General features: G+C 58.6%; 16 protein-coding genes. 12 read left to right on the top strand and 4 right to left on the bottom strand.

Going from position 1 to position 16,584, the window contains the following annotated elements; all coding sequences use genetic code 11:
* Positions 1–29: 29 nt before the first annotated feature.
* The 3 genes from ACR0D9_RS17255 to ACR0D9_RS17245 form a co-directional block, all read right to left on the bottom strand.
* Positions 30–1,607: a gamma-glutamyltransferase family protein gene (locus ACR0D9_RS17255; protein WP_480484100.1), complete on the bottom strand. Its 1,578-nt coding sequence runs from the start codon at positions 1,605–1,607 to the stop codon at positions 30–32.
* A 219-nt stretch (positions 1,608–1,826) separates the two neighbouring features.
* The gene (locus ACR0D9_RS17250) at positions 1,827–2,276 is read right to left on the bottom strand and encodes an ATP-binding protein (protein WP_267365664.1); all 450 of its coding nucleotides are present in this window, start codon (positions 2,274–2,276) and stop codon (positions 1,827–1,829) included.
* Positions 2,277–2,297: 21 nt separating this feature from the next.
* Positions 2,298–2,636 carry an STAS domain-containing protein gene (locus ACR0D9_RS17245; RefSeq protein ID WP_480484099.1) on the bottom strand — a complete coding sequence of 113 codons (339 nt, stop codon included), beginning with the start codon at positions 2,634–2,636 and terminating at the stop codon, positions 2,298–2,300.
* A 101-nt stretch (positions 2,637–2,737) separates the two neighbouring features.
* Here ACR0D9_RS17245 and ACR0D9_RS17240 point away from each other — a divergent pair, with 101 nt between their 5' ends.
* From ACR0D9_RS17240 to rarD, 12 genes are all read left to right on the top strand, one after another.
* Positions 2,738–3,910 carry a thiolase family protein gene (locus ACR0D9_RS17240; protein ID WP_480539607.1) on the top strand — a complete coding sequence of 391 codons (1,173 nt, stop codon included), beginning with the start codon at positions 2,738–2,740 and terminating at the stop codon, positions 3,908–3,910.
* Between the two features lie 73 nt (positions 3,911–3,983).
* On the top strand, positions 3,984–4,439 hold the full coding sequence (locus tag ACR0D9_RS17235; protein WP_480488625.1) for a GAF domain-containing protein: 456 nt from the start codon (positions 3,984–3,986) through the stop codon (positions 4,437–4,439).
* A gap of 100 nt (positions 4,440–4,539) precedes the next feature.
* The gene (locus ACR0D9_RS17230) at positions 4,540–5,058 is read left to right on the top strand and encodes a GNAT family N-acetyltransferase (protein ID WP_480484097.1); all 519 of its coding nucleotides are present in this window, start codon (positions 4,540–4,542) and stop codon (positions 5,056–5,058) included.
* A 126-nt stretch (positions 5,059–5,184) separates the two neighbouring features.
* Complete coding sequence (locus tag ACR0D9_RS17225; protein ID WP_267365885.1) at positions 5,185–5,754, top strand: helix-turn-helix domain-containing protein; 570 nt, start codon at positions 5,185–5,187, stop codon at positions 5,752–5,754.
* Positions 5,754–6,377 (top strand): LysE family translocator, encoded by a 624-nt coding sequence (locus tag ACR0D9_RS17220; protein WP_480484096.1) that lies wholly within the window; start codon positions 5,754–5,756, stop codon positions 6,375–6,377. The genes ACR0D9_RS17225 and ACR0D9_RS17220 overlap by 1 nt, the downstream gene beginning before the upstream one ends.
* A 4-nt stretch (positions 6,378–6,381) precedes the next feature.
* Positions 6,382–6,762 carry a GFA family protein gene (locus ACR0D9_RS17215; RefSeq protein ID WP_480484095.1) on the top strand — a complete coding sequence of 127 codons (381 nt, stop codon included), beginning with the start codon at positions 6,382–6,384 and terminating at the stop codon, positions 6,760–6,762.
* Between the two features lie 16 nt (positions 6,763–6,778).
* Complete coding sequence (locus tag ACR0D9_RS17210; RefSeq protein ID WP_480488627.1) at positions 6,779–9,232, top strand: GcvT family protein; 2,454 nt, start codon at positions 6,779–6,781, stop codon at positions 9,230–9,232.
* A gap of 14 nt (positions 9,233–9,246) precedes the next feature.
* Positions 9,247–10,281 carry an alcohol dehydrogenase family protein gene (locus ACR0D9_RS17205; protein WP_480539673.1) on the top strand — a complete coding sequence of 345 codons (1,035 nt, stop codon included), beginning with the start codon at positions 9,247–9,249 and terminating at the stop codon, positions 10,279–10,281.
* 11 nt (positions 10,282–10,292) lie between these two features.
* Positions 10,293–11,186, top strand: coding sequence for a homocysteine S-methyltransferase family protein (locus tag ACR0D9_RS17200; RefSeq protein WP_480539605.1), 894 nt, complete (start codon positions 10,293–10,295; stop codon positions 11,184–11,186).
* A 10-nt stretch (positions 11,187–11,196) separates the two neighbouring features.
* Positions 11,197–12,171, top strand: a complete 975-nt coding sequence (locus ACR0D9_RS17195; protein WP_480539603.1) for a GlxA family transcriptional regulator — start codon at positions 11,197–11,199, stop codon at positions 12,169–12,171.
* Between the two features lie 89 nt (positions 12,172–12,260).
* Positions 12,261–14,714 carry a GcvT family protein gene (locus ACR0D9_RS17190; RefSeq protein WP_480539601.1) on the top strand — a complete coding sequence of 818 codons (2,454 nt, stop codon included), beginning with the start codon at positions 12,261–12,263 and terminating at the stop codon, positions 14,712–14,714.
* 260 nt (positions 14,715–14,974) lie between these two features.
* Positions 14,975–15,880: an EamA family transporter RarD gene (rarD, locus tag ACR0D9_RS17185; RefSeq protein ID WP_267363579.1), complete on the top strand. Its 906-nt coding sequence runs from the start codon at positions 14,975–14,977 to the stop codon at positions 15,878–15,880.
* Here the strand turns inward: rarD and ACR0D9_RS17180 are convergent.
* Positions 15,871–16,584, bottom strand: a complete 714-nt coding sequence (locus ACR0D9_RS17180) for an SGNH/GDSL hydrolase family protein (RefSeq protein ID WP_480539599.1) — start codon at positions 16,582–16,584, stop codon at positions 15,871–15,873. The two genes, rarD and ACR0D9_RS17180, sit on opposite strands and share 10 nt — an antisense overlap.

The following is a 16,584-nucleotide window of genomic DNA, read 5'->3' as shown; positions in this document are numbered from 1 at the left end:
CGAACCGGTCGGCATTGCACTGCCGCTGATCAGTATCCAAGGGCGCACCCATCTTTGCGCGGGTCGCTGGCACCTTCCAAAACACCGTCTTTTCGGATTCGGATCGCTTGCGCTCCTCCAAGCGGCGTTTCTGGAATTTCAATATTGTGTCCAATTTCAGACAATTGTTTCGCTACCTCTTCGGAATAGCCCCGCTCCAGCTTCAGGACATTCCCATCGAAAAAGGCACGCGGCGCGTTGATGCTTTCCTGTAGCTCCAGCCCAAAGTCCCTAAGGTTCGAAACGAAACGCGCGTGCCCGGTCGGTTGATAAGCACCGCCCATGACGCCGAATGGCATCGTGACACGGTCATTCTCGGTCAACATCCCCGGTATGATCGTGTGCATCGGGCGCTTGCCGCCAGCCAGTTCATTGGGGTGACCCGGCTGAAGCGTGAACCCCGCGCCCCTGTTCTGAAGCAAGATACCGTATTTCTCGGATGCGATCCCTGATCCAAAGCTATGAAAGATCGAATAGATCAGCGACACAGCCATAAGGTCGCGATCGACCACCGTGATATAGACCGTGTCCCTGTGAATGGCTTCCGTCAAAGGTGCTGCTGCGGGCATTGCGCCTTTTGGGTCAATCAATGCAGCCAGCCGGACCGCAACATCCAAATCAAGAAACCGCTCGGCCCGTGCGACATGATCGGGATCCGCAATGAACCGGTTGCGCGCGTCATAAGCCAGCTTGGTGGCTTCAGCCTCGATATGAACCCGTTCTGCTCCAAATGGATCCATACTGGCCAGATCGAATTGTTTTAGAATGTTCAGCAACAGGATCGCGGTCGCGCCTTGGCCGTTTGGCGGGTGTTCGACCAGATCAACACCCTTGTAGGCTCCGCGCATGGGCTGCGTTTCAGTGCACTTGGTGCAGTGAAAGTCTTCGGCGGTGTGGACACCTCCGCGTGCAGACAGGGCCCGGATCATATCCTCGGCAATGTCTCCTGAATAAAATGCGTCGCGTCCCTGACTGGCGATCCTGCGCAAGACCTCAGCCTGACCGGGGGCGCGAAAGATCTGACCGATAGCTGGTATCTGCCCTTTGATCAGATAATGGTCACGCGCAGCACCCTGTAATGTGGCCGCCCCGGTTTTCCAGTCAAACGCAACCCGGGGGGCCACCGGAACGCCAGCCTCGGCATAGTGGATTGCGGGTTCCAGAATCGCGTCCAGCCCCAATCGCCCTTCGGTTTCTGCAAGGTGACAGAAGGCGTCCACGGCACCGGGAACAGTCACCGCATCCGGACCGCTCAACGGTACAGACGACAGGCCTTTGTCCCGCAAGGGCTGCGCCCGCGCGGCGGCCGGTGCGCGACCCGATCCGTTCAATGCGCGTATCCGGTTTTCGCCCGCACGGCTGAACAAAACGAAACAATCGCCCCCCAACCCGGTCATCTGCGGTTCGCAGATGCCAAGCAGAACCGCACCTGCTATCGCGGCGTCCATGGCGTTGCCGCCGCGCTCAAGAATATCGATTGCCACTTTGGCGGCTAGCGGGTGCGACGTTGCGCACATCCCCCGCGTTGCAAAAACTTCCGACCGGCCAGGTTTGTGCAGATCACGCATGGTGGGTTCTTTCTCCTTCAAACAGGGGAAAGCTATTCTCTGATTGCCGGTTGTCCAGTCAATTCAAGTTTGGGGGGAGATCCTCGGCGCCGTTCACTGGGTGGGGGCTGTGATAATTGGCGCCGAGGGAAGCTATCTGAGCTACGAGTCACTGTATGGCGGCGATTTGCGGCGCGACAATGTTTCGAAAATGGCGTTATTGTGGCCAATTGCGGCTGATTACCCGTTCTTGTCAAAGTTAAATCGCAGGGATAGCCGATTGCACCCGTCGCGACGCTCATAACAGATATCGCTGGTCAGTTGATGAATCAGGAACCAGCCGAACCCGCCTTCGGGCAAATCCTGAATGCGGGTTCCCAGTGGTGCCGGCGTTCCGTCTGGTGGTTCGTAGCCGGGCAATGGATGGCCCGTGTCCGAAATCAGAATGTCCAGCCGGTTTCTGTCCAATCGGCATGTCACCTGAACCCCGGCCGGGGCCACGTCCATATAGGCATGTTCCACAACGTTGTTGATTGCTTCTGCCAGTGCGATCTTGACATCGTCCGCCTTGTGCGGCGGCAACCCTCGTTTCGCCAGTCCGGCGCTGAGTTTCGCAATCCCCGCACTGGCTTCTGTTTCCGTTGCGGGAAAGCTCAATTCCAGGCAGGTCGCGTTACAAATGGGCTCCACGTTGTCGCACTCCTGCTGTTGTCACCTGTCTGGTTCCGACAGGGCGTCATCCAGTGTTGCAAACAACCTGAACACGGTATCCATGCGCGTCAGGCGAAAGACCTTTTCCACCACGGGCTGCGGGCCTGCCAGATCAAGCCTTCGGTTCAGCCCCAGTTGTTTCATGGACGCTACGATTGCGCCCAGTCCGCTTGAATCGATGAACTCGACGCCTGAAAGGTCCAGGACAACCCGATCGGCGCAGGCCTCGGTCTCTGCGCGCATGTCTTCTTTGAACTGAATGGCCATCGCAGCGTCGATCCGGTCAGAGTGAACCGTGATAATCTGTGTCGTTCCGTCTGATGTGCTGGTCAGCCCCATGGTCCGGCTGCCTCCAATCTGAAAATGAGTCGTAGAAATACGCTAGACGCGAATTCTTACCATTCGGTATTCAAGGGCCGGACGACAGGAGGATTATCCGGATGAGAGATGTTGTTATTGCAGGCGCTGCCAGAACACCAATGGGTGGTTTTCAGGGCATGTTCGACGGTGTCGCAGCATCCGAGCTTGGCGGCGCAGCGATTCGTGCCGCGTTAAAGCGGGCAGGGGCGCAGACGGTTGACGAGGTGTTGATGGGATGTGTCCTGCCCGCAGGTCAGGGGCAGGCACCGGCGCGCCAGGCGGGTTTCGCGGCGGGTTTAGGCGAGGAGGTTCCTGCCACCACGCTGAACAAGATGTGTGGTTCCGGGATGAAGGCGGCGATGATGGCCTTCGACCAGATCGCATTGGGTCTTGCGGACACAATGGTCGCCGGAGGGATGGAGAGCATGACCAACGCGCCCTACCTGCTGCCGAAAATGCGGGGCGGTGCGCGCATCGGTCATGGTCAGGTGATCGACCACATGTTCCTTGACGGGCTGGAAGACGCCTATGACAAGGGCCGCCTGATGGGAACCTTTGCCGAAGACTGCGCCGAGGCGTATCAGTTCACCCGCGAAGCGCAGGATGAATATGCCTTGAAATCCTTGTCCAACGCACTTTCCGCGCAAGAAAGCGGTGCTTTCGAGGGCGAGATCGTCCCCGTCACAGTGCGCACGCGTAAGGGTGAGGTCGTACAGGTCGCTGATGAGCAACCCAAATCCGCCCGTCCCGAGAAAATTCCGACACTGAAACCGGCTTTCCGCAAGGACGGGACAGTGACCGCCGCCAATTCCTCGTCAATATCCGACGGCGCGGCGGCGCTTGTTCTGGCATCGGCTGAGGCGGCAGAAGCGCAAGGACTGACAGTTCGGGCCCGGATTTTGGGACATGCCAGCCATGCTCAAGCGCCCGGACTTTTCACGACTGCACCGGTTCCGGCGGCGCAAAAGCTTCTGTCCCGCATCGGTTGGAACAAGGATGATGTCGACCTGTGGGAGGTCAACGAAGCCTTCGCAGTTGTGCCGATGGCTTTCATGCACGAAATGGGATTGCCGCGCGACAGGGTAAACGTAAATGGCGGGGCCTGCGCCTTGGGCCATCCTATTGGCGCATCTGGCGCCCGTATTCTGGTCACTTTGTTGAACGCGCTCGAGAAACGAAATCTCAAGCGGGGGGTTGCTGCAATCTGTATCGGCGGCGGTGAAGGAACAGCTATCGCGATCGAACGCATTTGACCCTTCATCTTTTTCGAAATACTCCGGGGGTTCGGGGGCGGCGCCCCCGAGTTTTCCAAGGGGTTTGGAACCTATGACCGTCGATTACAGCGCGCTGGCTAGTACAATTGCAGCATTGACCGAAGGCGAAAACGATCAGGTTGCCCTGATGGCTACCGTTGCTTGCGAGGTCCACCATTCCGACGATCGTTTCGACTGGACCGGGTTTTACCGGGTGACAGAACCGGGCTTGCTTAAAATTGGCCCGTATCAAGGTGGCCATGGCTGCCTCGTCATCCCGTTCGAACGCGGCGTCTGCGGGGCGGCAGCGCGCACCGGCGAAGTGCAACTGGTGCCCGACGTGGACGCGTTTCCGGGTCACATCGCCTGCGCCTCGTCCACCCGATCCGAACTGGTTCTGCCGGTCCGGAACGCATCGGGCGAGCTGATTGCAGTTTTCGACATCGACAGCAATCAACCCGACGCGTTCTCAACCGAAGACGCGGATAACCTGTCCGCGATCCTGTCAAAGACCTTCGCGCAAGCCTGATTGATTTTCGGTCTGTACAAGGTGCGTCTACCGGTTTCCTCTTTTCGATTTCGCTCGGGGTTTGATAAAACAGGAAAGCCCGAACCGTATTGGATTAACCATGGTCCCAGGCCATTTCCGAACTCCGCGCCTCTCGGTTCGCAACTGGAAGGTTGAACTCGCCGATCCGCGATTGCGGGTTCGGCTTGAAGATGATCTTGTCACGCTTCTGACCCCTGAGGTCCTGAAACACCTGCCGCCCCCGATGCAGTTGCAGGGCCGGGAGATTTCGAACTGGATTGATGAAAGACGTGCTGAAAGCGATATTCTGCTTGCGCGCCAAAGCCGCGGTAACCACCTGATCGGCCTCATGGTGTTGGCCATGAGTTCTGACACCGAGGCAATTCCAAGCCTTCACATCGGCTATTTGATTGCTCAAACCGCTTGGGGGAATGGTTACGCCCCCGAGTTGCTGCAAGGCTTGCAGGACGCATTGACGCCTGGGCCTGCCGTGCGTCTCATTGCCGGGGTCGGGCGTGACAATCCAGGTTCAGCCCGCGTTCTGGAAAAAACAGGCTTTACGCTTTGGCCGGAGCGCGCCTCGGACACCGCCGATATTTATGTTTACCATATTAGCTGAGTGACCGAGCCGTCAGGGCATAGCCAATCCGGAATATGGATCCACGTGAAAAAATGCTTGGAAATTTCATGGAATCGAGTCATCGTGAAAAAAGAGGTGAAATTTTCACGAGCGTTGGAGCTATCCTTGAACAGTCAGGCCCCGCAAAGTGCGACACTCGGTGCTGATATCCGCGCGCTGCGCAAGGCGCGAGGATTGACGCTGAGTGATATCGCGATCCGGTTGGACAGGTCTGTGGGCTGGCTCAGCCAGGTTGAGCGTGACATGTCCGAGCCGTCGATCTCGGACCTGAGGCAGATCGCCGAATGCCTTGGCGTCCCCATGTCGATGTTGTTTGCGCATTCGGCGGCACCGGCGGACGAGCAGGGATATGTCGTGCGTGCCGGCTCGCGCCGCCCCATGGGGTCGGGCGAGGAAGGGTTGATCGAAGAGCTGCTCTCGCCGGATCTGACCGATGATTTTGAAATGGTGCATTCCACCTTCAAACCCAACTCGCAGATGCAGACACCGGCCAATCGCCCGACACAGGAAGTCGGATACATGATCTCGGGCAAGCTGGACCTGACAATCGGGGGACGCGCGTTCACGGTTGGGCCGGGTGACAGCTTTCGATTCCGACATGAACCCTATCAATGGGCCAACCCTTATGATGAGCCCGCTGTAGCCATCTGGGTTATCGCCCCGCCGGTTTATTGATGTCGTTCGAGGCCTGGACCATATTCGCGTTGTTCTGGGTGGTTTTCGTGACCACCCCGGGTCCGAACGCGGTCAATTGCATCTCGAACGGGATGAGCCTTCCGTTTCCAAGGGCAATGCTAGGCGTATTGGCTATTCTCACGCAGGCCAGCGCCTTTCTGATCCTGTCTGCGCTGGGTGTGACCGCCCTGATCGCTGCATCGCCGACCGGGTTCTTTGTCGCCAAGTTGATTGGCGCGGGATTTTTAATCTGGTTGGGGATTCGCGGCTGGATGAATGCGACAAGACCCGCACCAGCCTCCGAGCGTCCGGCGCGACATGTCTATCTGCACGCGCTTGCGGTGGCCACGATCAATCCCAAAAGCGTCGCCGGATACCTGGCCGCGTTTTCGCAGTTCGTTCAGCCCGAGGTTCCGATCTGGCAGCAGATGGGGGTTATCATGCCGACCGCGCTGGTCATCACCACACTCAGCTACACCGGCTTTACGGCGCTGGGTGCCTTGATGGGCAAGGCAGCGTTGGGCGCGGTGTTCAATATCTGGGTGCGCCGGATCACGGCGGCCTGTTTTGTCATCTACGGTGTGTTGTTGGGAACCAGCACCACACCCGCAACAAAGGGGTAGTCAGATGCATAAGGGATCCTGCCTTTGCGGCTCGGTCGCGTTCACGATCGACGGAGACCTGTCGCCGCCGTCGGTCTGCCATTGCGGACAGTGCCGCAGACAGTCGGGCCATGTCTGGGCTTCGACTTCGACCCATAAGGACAACCTGAGTTTCTCGGCCAGTGACACACTCAGCTGGTATTGCGCGTCTGACATCGCCCGGCGCGGATTTTGCAGCAAATGTGGCTCGTTCCTCTTCTGGCATCACAACCAGGAAGACACGATTTCGATTTCCATGGGCGCGCTGGACGCACCCACAGGTCTTTCGCTCTCGAAGCACATCTTTGTGGCTGACAAGGGCGACTACTACGACATCACGGACGATCTGCCTCAAGAGGCACAGTAACAAGGATCAAAAACGCATGAGTGATTTTCCAACAAAAGCCCGCGTGGTCATAATCGGTGGCGGTGTGGTGGGGGCTTCCTCGCTGTATCACCTTGCCAAGAAAGGCTGGACCGATTGTGTTCTGCTGGAAAAGAACGAACTGACTGCCGGGTCGACCTGGCATGCGGCAGGGAACGTTCCGACCTTTTCGACCTCATGGGCGATCATGAACATGCAGCGCTATTCGACCGAGCTGTATGCGCGTCTGGGCGAGGAAGTCGATTACCCGATGAACTACCACCAGACCGGTTCGATCCGACTGGCGCATTCGAAAGAACGTGTGCAGGAGTTCGAGCGCGCCATGGCGATGGGCCGCTATCAGGGTATCCCGATGGAAATGTGGACCCCGGAAGAGGCGAAAGAGCGCTATCCCTTCCTGGAAACGCACGATCTTGAAGGTGTTCTCTACGACCCGACGGATGGTGATATCGATCCGGCGCAGCTGACCCAGGCGCTGGCCAAGGGCGCACGCGATATGGGGCAGAAGATCATCCGTTTCTGCCCGGCGACTGGCGTGACGCAGCATGGCGACGGCACCTGGACCGTGCACACGGACAAAGGCGATATAGCCTGTGACTATGTTGTGAACGCAGCCGGGTATTATGCGCAGCGTGTGGGTGAATGGTTCAAGCCCTTCGGTGGCCGCACCGTTCCGGCAATGGTCATGAGTCACCAGTACCTGCTGACCGATGAAATCCCCGAGATCGAAGCATGGACCAAGCAAAGCGGTGCCAAGCTGCCGCTGCTGCGTGATGTGGATGTCTCTTACTACCTGCGGCAGGAAAAGAACGGCTTCAACCTTGGTCCTTACGAGCCCAACTGCAAGGGCCACTGGATGACCGAAGACGATCCGATGCCGGATGATTTCAGCTTTCAGCTGTGGAATGACGATCTGGACCGCATCGAAGATATCGTCACCGATGCGATGGAGCGGGTGCCGCTGATGGCAACCTCGGGCGTTGGACGCGTCATCAACGGGCCGATCCCTTATGCGCCGGACGGGCTGCCGCTGATCGGCCCGATGCCGGGTGTGAAAAACGCGTTCGAGGCGCATACTTTCACCTTCGGCATCGCGCAGGGCGGTGGCGCAGGCAAGGTTCTGGCCGAGTGGGTCGTTGATGGCGCGACCGAATGGGATATGTGGGCCGTCGATCCGCGCCGCTATACCGATTACACCGATCAGGATTATTGCAACCAGAAAGGCATGGAAGTTTATGGCAACGAATATGCCATGCACTTCCCGCACCATGAATGGCCTGCCGCACGAAACAAGAAGCTGTCGCCCGTGCATGACAAGGTGATCGCGCACGGCGGTGTCATGGGGGCCTATAACGGCTGGGAACGCGCCAACTGGTTTGCACAGCCCGGTGATGACACCTCGCTCGACGCGACCCACACCTGGGGACGGTCCGGTCCGTGGGAACAGCGGATCAAGGAAGAATGTGAGGCCGTGCGCGATCATTGTGGCGTGTTGGACCTGCCGGGCTTCTCGCGGTTCAAAATACAGGGGCCGGGTGCTGATGAATGGCTGCGCGGTCTGGTTGCCGGGGCATTGCCCAAGATTGGTCGGGTTGGGCTGGTTTACTTCGCAGATGACCGCGGGCGTATCCTGACCGAAATGTCGGTCACGCGCGAGGCCGAAGACCTGTTCGTTCTGGTCACTGCAGCGACCGCGCAATGGCATGACCGTGAATGGCTTGAGCGTCACATACCTGCCGATGCCGAGTTCACGCTGGAAGACTGGACAACGCGGATGAGCACGCTGATCGTTACCGGGCCTCGATCTCGGGACATTCTCAGCAAAGTTACCGAGGCCGATCTGACCTTGCCGTGGCTCAGCTTTCAGGAAAGCGAAATCAAAGGCGGATGGGTCGCTCTGCTGCGTGTCTCATTCGCTGGTGAGCTGGGCTGGGAAGTTCACGCTGAAAATGCGGATATGCCTGCGATCTACGACGCGATCATCGATGCCGGTGCCAAGCCGTTCGGGATGTATGCGCTGAACTCGCTGCGGATCGAAAAGGGGTACCGCGCCTGGAAGGGCGATCTGTCGACCGACTATTCCCTGCTTGAAGGCGGGTTGGAGCGGTTCGTCAAGCTGGACAAACCGCAGGACTTCCCGGGCAAGGCCGCAATCCTGAACGAAAAGCAGCAAGGCGTGAAAAAGTCCTTCGTCACCCTGACCGTTGATGCGGGCGATTGTGACGCGCCGTATATGTCCTGCATCTGGCATGGCGATGAGATCGTGGGCGAAACCACATCCGGCGCATGGGGCTACCGTGTTGGTAAATCCATCGCGCTGGGCATGATCCGGGCCGAGCTTGCCAATCCCGGAACTGAGCTTGAGGTCGAAATCTACGGTCAGAAATGCCACGCTGTTGTAGAACTGGATCAACCGCTCTGGGATCCCGAGAACGAGCGGTTGCGCGCGTGACGCTTCCGGCGACCATGTCCGGCGTCTATCTGACCGGCCATGGCGGGCCAGAGGCGCTTGAATGGCGCGACGATATCCCAGTCCCGGCCCCTGGGCCGGGGCAGGTACTTGTTCGGGTCGCTGCAGCAGGCGTGAATAACACGGACATCAATACGCGGATCGGCTGGTATTCATCGGATGTCACCGGCGGGACGGATGCCGTCGATCAGGATGTTGAAGCCGGAGGGTGGGGCGGTGCACTGAACTTTCCCCGCATTCAGGGCGGCGATCTGTGCGGGATCGTTGTAGAGGTCGGGTCAAACACGGGGTTCAAAAAAGGCCAGCGTGTGACTTGTCCGATCAACCTGCCGCGTCCGAGCCCAAGAAACCCTCAGGGCTTTATTGCGCTTGGGTCTGAGATTGATGGGGCTTTTGCCCAATACTGTCTGGTTGAAGCAAATGACCTTTATGACTTAAGTGCATCGCCCCTGTCAGACGTGGAAATTGCGGCCATTCCCTGTGCCTTTGGTACTGCCGAAAACCTGCTGACGCGCGCGGGCGTGACGGCGGGACAAAAGGTTCTGATCACCGGTGCGTCAGGTGGCGTCGGTCTGGCGGCTGTGCAGCTTGCTGCGCTGCGCGGGGCATCGGTTTGGGGTGTGACGGCTGCAGCGAAGGAAGAGGTCGTCAAATCCCAAGGCGCGTTGGGCACATTTGGCCGGGATGAGCTGCCGCCGCAGGATATGTTCGACGCGGTCATAGATGTGGTTGGCGGGCCCGCATGGGCATCGCTGATCCTTGCCTTGAAACCCGGCGGGCACTACGCCGTTTCTGGGGCGATCGCCGGTCCGATTGTCGAGGCTGATCTGCGGGACATCTATTTGCGCGACATCACCATTCACGGCTGCACGCATCAGGCACCCGAAGTCTTTGGCCGCCTAGTGGAGTTGATGAATTGCGGATGGATTAAGCCACTGGTTTCCCGAACCTACCCATTGAAGGATATCGCCCGCGCACAGGCTGATTTTCAGGCAAAGACCCTTCCGGGTAAACTCGTGCTGCTGCCTTAAGGAGCAAGGACATGACAAAGATCACTCTGTTGGACGGTTCAATCGGACAGGAACTGGTCAAACGCATCGGAGACCGGGCGACGCCGCTATGGTCCACGCGTGTGATGATCGACCACCCTGATCTGGTCGGCGCGGTACATGGCGACTATTTCCGTTGTGGTGCCACGGTTGCCACCACCAATACCTATGCAGTCCACCGCTCACGCCTTGTACGGGTGGGGATGGAGGACCAGATGCCCGCCCTTGTCGACACTGCCCTGACACAGGCCGAACGTGCCCGTATTTCGACCGGGGGGCGGATCGCCGGGTCTCTGGGGCCGCTTCTGGCATCTTACCGACCCGACCTGAACCCGGACCCGGCAGACGCGGCGGAAAAGTTTGCTGAACTTGTGGCTTTGATGGCTGCGCGCGTCGATCTGTTTCTGATCGAGACAGTGTCCTCGGTGCAGGAGGCCGAGGGCGCGCTGCGTGGAACGACCGGATGTGGCAAACCGGTCTGGCTGTCATTCACGGTCAATGACGACGATGGCAGTCGCTTCAGGTCTGGCGAACAGCTCAGGGATGTCGCGCCATTGGTTGAAGAGTTTTCGCCTGACGCGCTGCTGATCAATTGTTCGCGCCCCGAAGCGATCCCGGCTGCTCTGGGCATCCTGTCCGGCATGAACAAGCCCTATGGCGCTTACGCCAACGGCTTTACACATATTTCGGATGAGTTTCTAAAGGACGCGCCGACAGTGGATGCGTTGGATCAACGCCATGATCTTGGTCCCGATGCCTATGCGGATCACGTCATGCGTTGGGTCGGTCAGGGGGCTACGATTGTCGGCGGGTGCTGCGAAATTGGCCCGGACCACATCGAAGCGCTGGCCAAACGGTTGCGTGCTGCCGGGCACGAGATCGTCTAAGGTGACAGCGATGAGGAAAGTTGCTTCTGATTCACCGCAGGCGATACAGCAACATTTCGATATTCTGGTCGCACCCGGATTTGTGCTGCTTGAACTGGCCTCATTGGTCGAGGTTCTCAGGCTGGCAAATCGTGTGTGTCCAAAGCCGCCGTTCACTTTTGCCTATCGGTCGCTCAAAGGTGGCCCGATCTCCAGCAGCAGCGACGCGGTGGTGCAAACGGAACGCGTGCAGCCGCAACCCAAGGCGAATTATCTTTTTGTGATCGGCAATTCTGACCCGGATCACCCGGACTTGTCTTTGGGGCGGGTGGTGTCGGACTATACTTTCCGCGATGCCAAGGTGTTTCTGCTGGCGGAAGCGGCCAGCCGGTATATCGACGAACAGGGTTCAGATGATTTGGCAACTCACTGGGAAAACGCCTCGTTCCTGCGGGAACGCGGGGCCCGGTTTGAAGCCAAACTGTCGATTGCAACCGAACAGGGCGCCGTTGTGACCTGTGCCGGAATGGAGGCGACAACAGATGTCGCGCTGGCAGTAATCGGTCGCCATATCTCGGGGCCTGCAAAGATGACCGTGGCGGACATCATGCTGCATGAAAACATCCGGGATTTCGCCTCGATGCAGCCTTTCTCGGGGGTAAAGTTGACGGCGACCGGAGATGTGAAGCTGGATCAGTGCATCAAGCTCATGCAGGCCAATATCGAAGACCCTCTGCCGATCAATCAGATCGTCGATTCGCTGCAACTGTCGAACCGTTCGCTTGAGCGTAAGTTCAAAACCTTCTTTGGTACCACGCCCAACGGATTCTATCGCGAAATGCGGCTCGCCAAGGCCAATAACCTGCTTCTGAACACCACTATGAGCGTTCGCGAAATCGGATTGGCCTGTGGTTTTCCGAACGGGTTTTCCTCTGTTTACAAAAGCTTCTTCGGGGTCACGCCTTTTGTCGTTCGGCGGGAAAAGCGGGCCGCGACACATCGGTGAAAAATGCTGATCTTGTGACGTTTTTGGTGCATTTGTTGTCGATCTTCCGTGGCAGTTTACGCCAAACCTGACACAGCGGAGATTTCAGGATGGTTGATCTTCCCAGCAAGGCCCGAGTGGTCATCATCGGTGGCGGCGTCATCGGATGTTCGGTCGCCTATCATCTGACCAAGAAGGGATGGACCGATGTTGTTCTGCTAGAACGCAAGCAACTGACCAGCGGCACCACCTGGCACGCGGCGGGCCTGATCGGGCAACTGCGCGCGTCTTCCAACATGACCAAACTGGCGCGCTATTCCGCAGAGCTCTATCTGGGCCTTGAGGAAGAGACCGGTGTCGCCACCGGCCTGCGTCAGGTCGGGTCCGTTTCGGTCGCCCTGACCAGTGAGCGGTTGGAGGAGCTTCACCGAAATGCGGCAATGGCCCGCGCCTTTGGCGTGCCGGTCGAAGAGCTTTCTCCGACCGAAGTCAAAGAGCGATATGAGCATATCAACCTCGACGGCGTGGCAGGTGGCGTTTGGTTGCCAACCGATGGCCAGGCGGATCCTGCTAATATTGCCTTGGCGTTGGCCAAGGGTGCGCGTCAACGCGGTGGGGTGATCAAGGAACGGGTGAAGGTGACCGGGATTTCCCGGCACGGACGGCGCGCGACCGGTGTCGACTGGGTCAGTGATGACGGGCAATCCCAAGGGCATATCGCCTGTGATATGGTTGTCAATTGCGCGGGAATGTGGGGGCGCGAGGTAGGCAAGATGGCCGGCGTGAATGTGCCGCTGCACGCCTGCGAACATTTCTATATCGTCTCTGAACCCATTGAAGGGTTGAGCCAGATGCCGGTTCTGCGGGTGCCAGATGAATGCGCCTACTACAAGGAAGACGCGGGCAAAATGATGTTGGGCGCATTCGAGCCCAATGCCAAACCCTGGGCCATGAACGGTATTCCCGACAACTTCGAGTTCGACCAACTGCCCGAGGATTTCGATCACTTCGAACCGATCCTCGAAGCGGCGTGCAACCGGATGCCAATGCTGTCCGAGGCGGGTATTCACACCTTCTTCAACGGCCCCGAATCCTTTACTCCCGACGACGCCTATCACCTGGGTCTGGCGCCCGAGATGGACAATTTTTGGGTCGCCGCCGGGTTCAACTCGATCGGTATCCAGTCCGCCGGTGGCGCGGGCATGTCGCTGGCCGAGTGGATGGATACCGGTGAAAAGCCCTTTGATCTGGGCGACGTGGATATCGGCCGGATGCAGCCGTTTCAGGGTAATAAGAAGTACCTATTTGAACGCTCAAAAGAAACGTTGGGATTGCTTTACGCCGATCACTACCCCTATCGCCAGAAAGCCACTGCACGCGGTGTGCGCCGAACCCCGTTCCACCATCACCTGAAAGAACAGGGCGCCGTTTTTGGAGAGATCGCAGGCTGGGAACGGGCCAATTGGTACGCGAATGAAGGGCAGGAGCGCGAATACCGGTACAGCTGGAAGCGCCAGAACTGGTTCGAGAATTCCGCTGCCGAGCACCGAGCCGTGCGCGAGAATGTGGGCATGTATGACATGTCTTCCTTCGGCAAGCTTCGTGTGGAAGGCCCTGATGCCGAAAAGTTCATGAACTACATCGGCGGGGGTGACTACTCGGTCCCTGTCGGCAAGATCGTCTATACGCAGTTTTTGAACCGCACAGGCGGGATCGAAGCGGATGTCACCGCAACCCGCCTGACCGAAACCGCCTATCTGGTCGTGACCCCTGCAGCCACGCGCTTGGCGGATCAGACATGGATGATGCGCCATGTCGGGGATTTCAACGTGGTCATTACAGATGTCACAGCGGGTGAAGGCGTTCTCGCTGTCATGGGGCCAAACGCCCGGGCTCTGCTGGAAAAGGTCTCGCCCAACGACTTCACAAACGCGACCAACCCCTTTGGTACTGCCCAGCAGATCGAGATCGGAATGGGCCTGGCCCGTGCACATCGCGTGACCTATGTGGGTGAGCTTGGGTGGGAAATCTATATTTCTTCAGACATGGCGGGCCACGTCTTTGAGACCCTGCATGAGGCTGGTCAGGACATGGGGCTGAAGCTGTGTGGTATGCACATGATGGACAGCTGCCGGATCGAAAAAGGTTTCCGGCATTTCGGCCACGATATCACCTGTGAGGATCACGTGGTTGATGCTGGTCTTGGCTTTGCCGTCAAGGTGGACAAAGGGTGTGATTTCATCGGGCGTGAGGCGGTGATTGCACGAAAAGAAAGCGGCCCGAAAAGCCGTCTGGTACAGTTCCGTCTGACCGACCCTGAACCGCTGTTGTTCCACAACGAGCCGATCGTGCGTGATGGCGAATATGTCGGCTACCTGAGTTCCGGCAATTACGGTCATAGCCTCGGTGGTGCCATCGGAATGGGCTATGTCCCGTGCGAAGGTGAAAAGGCCGCAGACGTTCTGGGTTCAACCTATGAGATCGATGTTTGCGGCGTGAAGGTCAAAGCCGAAGCATCGCTTAAACCGATGTATGACCCGAAATCCGAACGGGTGAAGGTCTGACAGACAAGGGAGGGGGCGCTGCCCCCGCCGCCCGTGCCGGGCGACTCCCCCGGGATATTTTGGGCCAGATGAAGTGCGGATCCCTTGCTTCACCTGGCTCTAAATATCCCGGAGCGCGAGGCAGAGCCTCGCAATTTTGGCGGCAGCAGCTGCGGTCAGCAAACTTATCACAAATCGTTATGTGACACTTCACTGTTTTCAGAGTTTTCAATCCGTTCAGTTCTGCCGTAAACGGAACCGGTATAAACCGGAGAGCCTTCGTGACACCCACGCCATTACCACCTCAGAATGTGGATACTCCCAAAGGTTTGGCTTTGGCTGTCACAGCGTACGTCATGTGGGGATTCCTGCCGCTTTATATGAAGGCGATGGATCACATTGGACCTGTCGAGGTGGTGGCGCATCGGGTTATCTGGTCTGTTCCGGTTGCAGGTTTGCTGCTGGTCGCGCTGGGGCGCACCCGGGACTTGAAAGCTGCACTGGGCAATCCCCGGATGCTGGCCATGGCGGCTTTGACGGCGGCGCTGATTTCCGTGAACTGGGCGATTTATGTTTGGGCGATCTCGACAGGGCACGCGCTGGACGCGGCGCTGGGGTATTACATAAACCCGCTGTTCAGTATTGCGTTGGGGGCGATTTTGCTGCGTGAGCCCCTGACGCGGACCCAGCTGTTCGCGGTGGGGCTTGCCGCGCTGGGCGTTCTTGTGCTTGTGCTTGAGGCTGGGCGACTTCCCTGGGCGGCGCTGGGTTTGATGGTCAGTTGGGGTTTCTATGCATTCTTCAAGAGATCCCTTCCAATTGGTCCCAACCAGGGCTTTCTGCTTGAGGTCCTGATCCTTTTGATCCCGGCCCTGGCCTATGTCACCTGGCTGGGTGTGCAAGGCACAGGCCATTTCGGCGCAGCGATGTCCGATACCGCATTGTTGTCCTGCGCCGGTATCGTCACGGCGGTGCCATTGCTGGTCTATGCGAACGGAGCCAAGCTGGTGCGCCTGTCGACCATGGGCATCCTGCAATACATTGCGCCGACTATGATTTTCATTACAGCCATCACTCTGTTCGGTGAGAAGATCGACACCGGACGTATGATCGCATTCCCCCTGATCTGGGTGGCTTTGGTCATTTACTCGATCCCATTGATCCGGCAGGCGCGGGCTCAGGCCTGAAGCAACAGGCGTGCTGCGGCATCTGCCCACAGCGCAAAGGCCCGGGGGCTTGGGTGATAGCCGTCCGGTGCCGCCAGGGCCGGGTCGTCGGGCAGATCAAGCCTCAGGTGCTGCACATGGGGATGGACGGACACAACCTGTTGCAACGCATTATCCAGCCGCGCAGCCTGACGGCCAAGCACCCAGGCCAATGGATGTGGCAGGGCCGGAAACCTGTTCATTTGCGGAACGCCGGTGATGACTATTCGCCGCGCCCCCAGTTCGTTTGACAGGATGTTGATAAGCTGCGCCTGGCGATCCGCAAATGTGCGGCAAGAGACGGCGCGGGTGACGTCATTCACCCCCAAAGCCGTGACCACCGCATCGAATTCGCCCTTTATGCCCCTCAGGCGGTCAATCGTATCCAGCGTCGTGTACCCTGTGGTGGCCTCAAGTTGCCACTCAACCGTGTGATGTCTGGCCAGCCGGTCCACAAGCTGTCCCGACAAGGCCTGCGCCTGAGTTCCCGCGCCCACTCCGGCCGCCGAGCTATCGCCGGTGATCAGCAAACGCAGGCGGGGGCCACGCCCTGTTCGGCCCTCTCGCGGGCCAGTTGGCTCTGGCAAAAGCCGGGCGTTACGGCGCACCAAAAGGGCTTGCGTGGCCAGAACGGGCAACAAAGGCACACGTAGAACCTGGTCGGGTGCTATCAGGGTGCGCATCAT

This window comes from Ruegeria sp. AK11, assembly GCF_056541095.1.
This window is presented reverse-complemented; position numbering and strand designations above follow the sequence as displayed.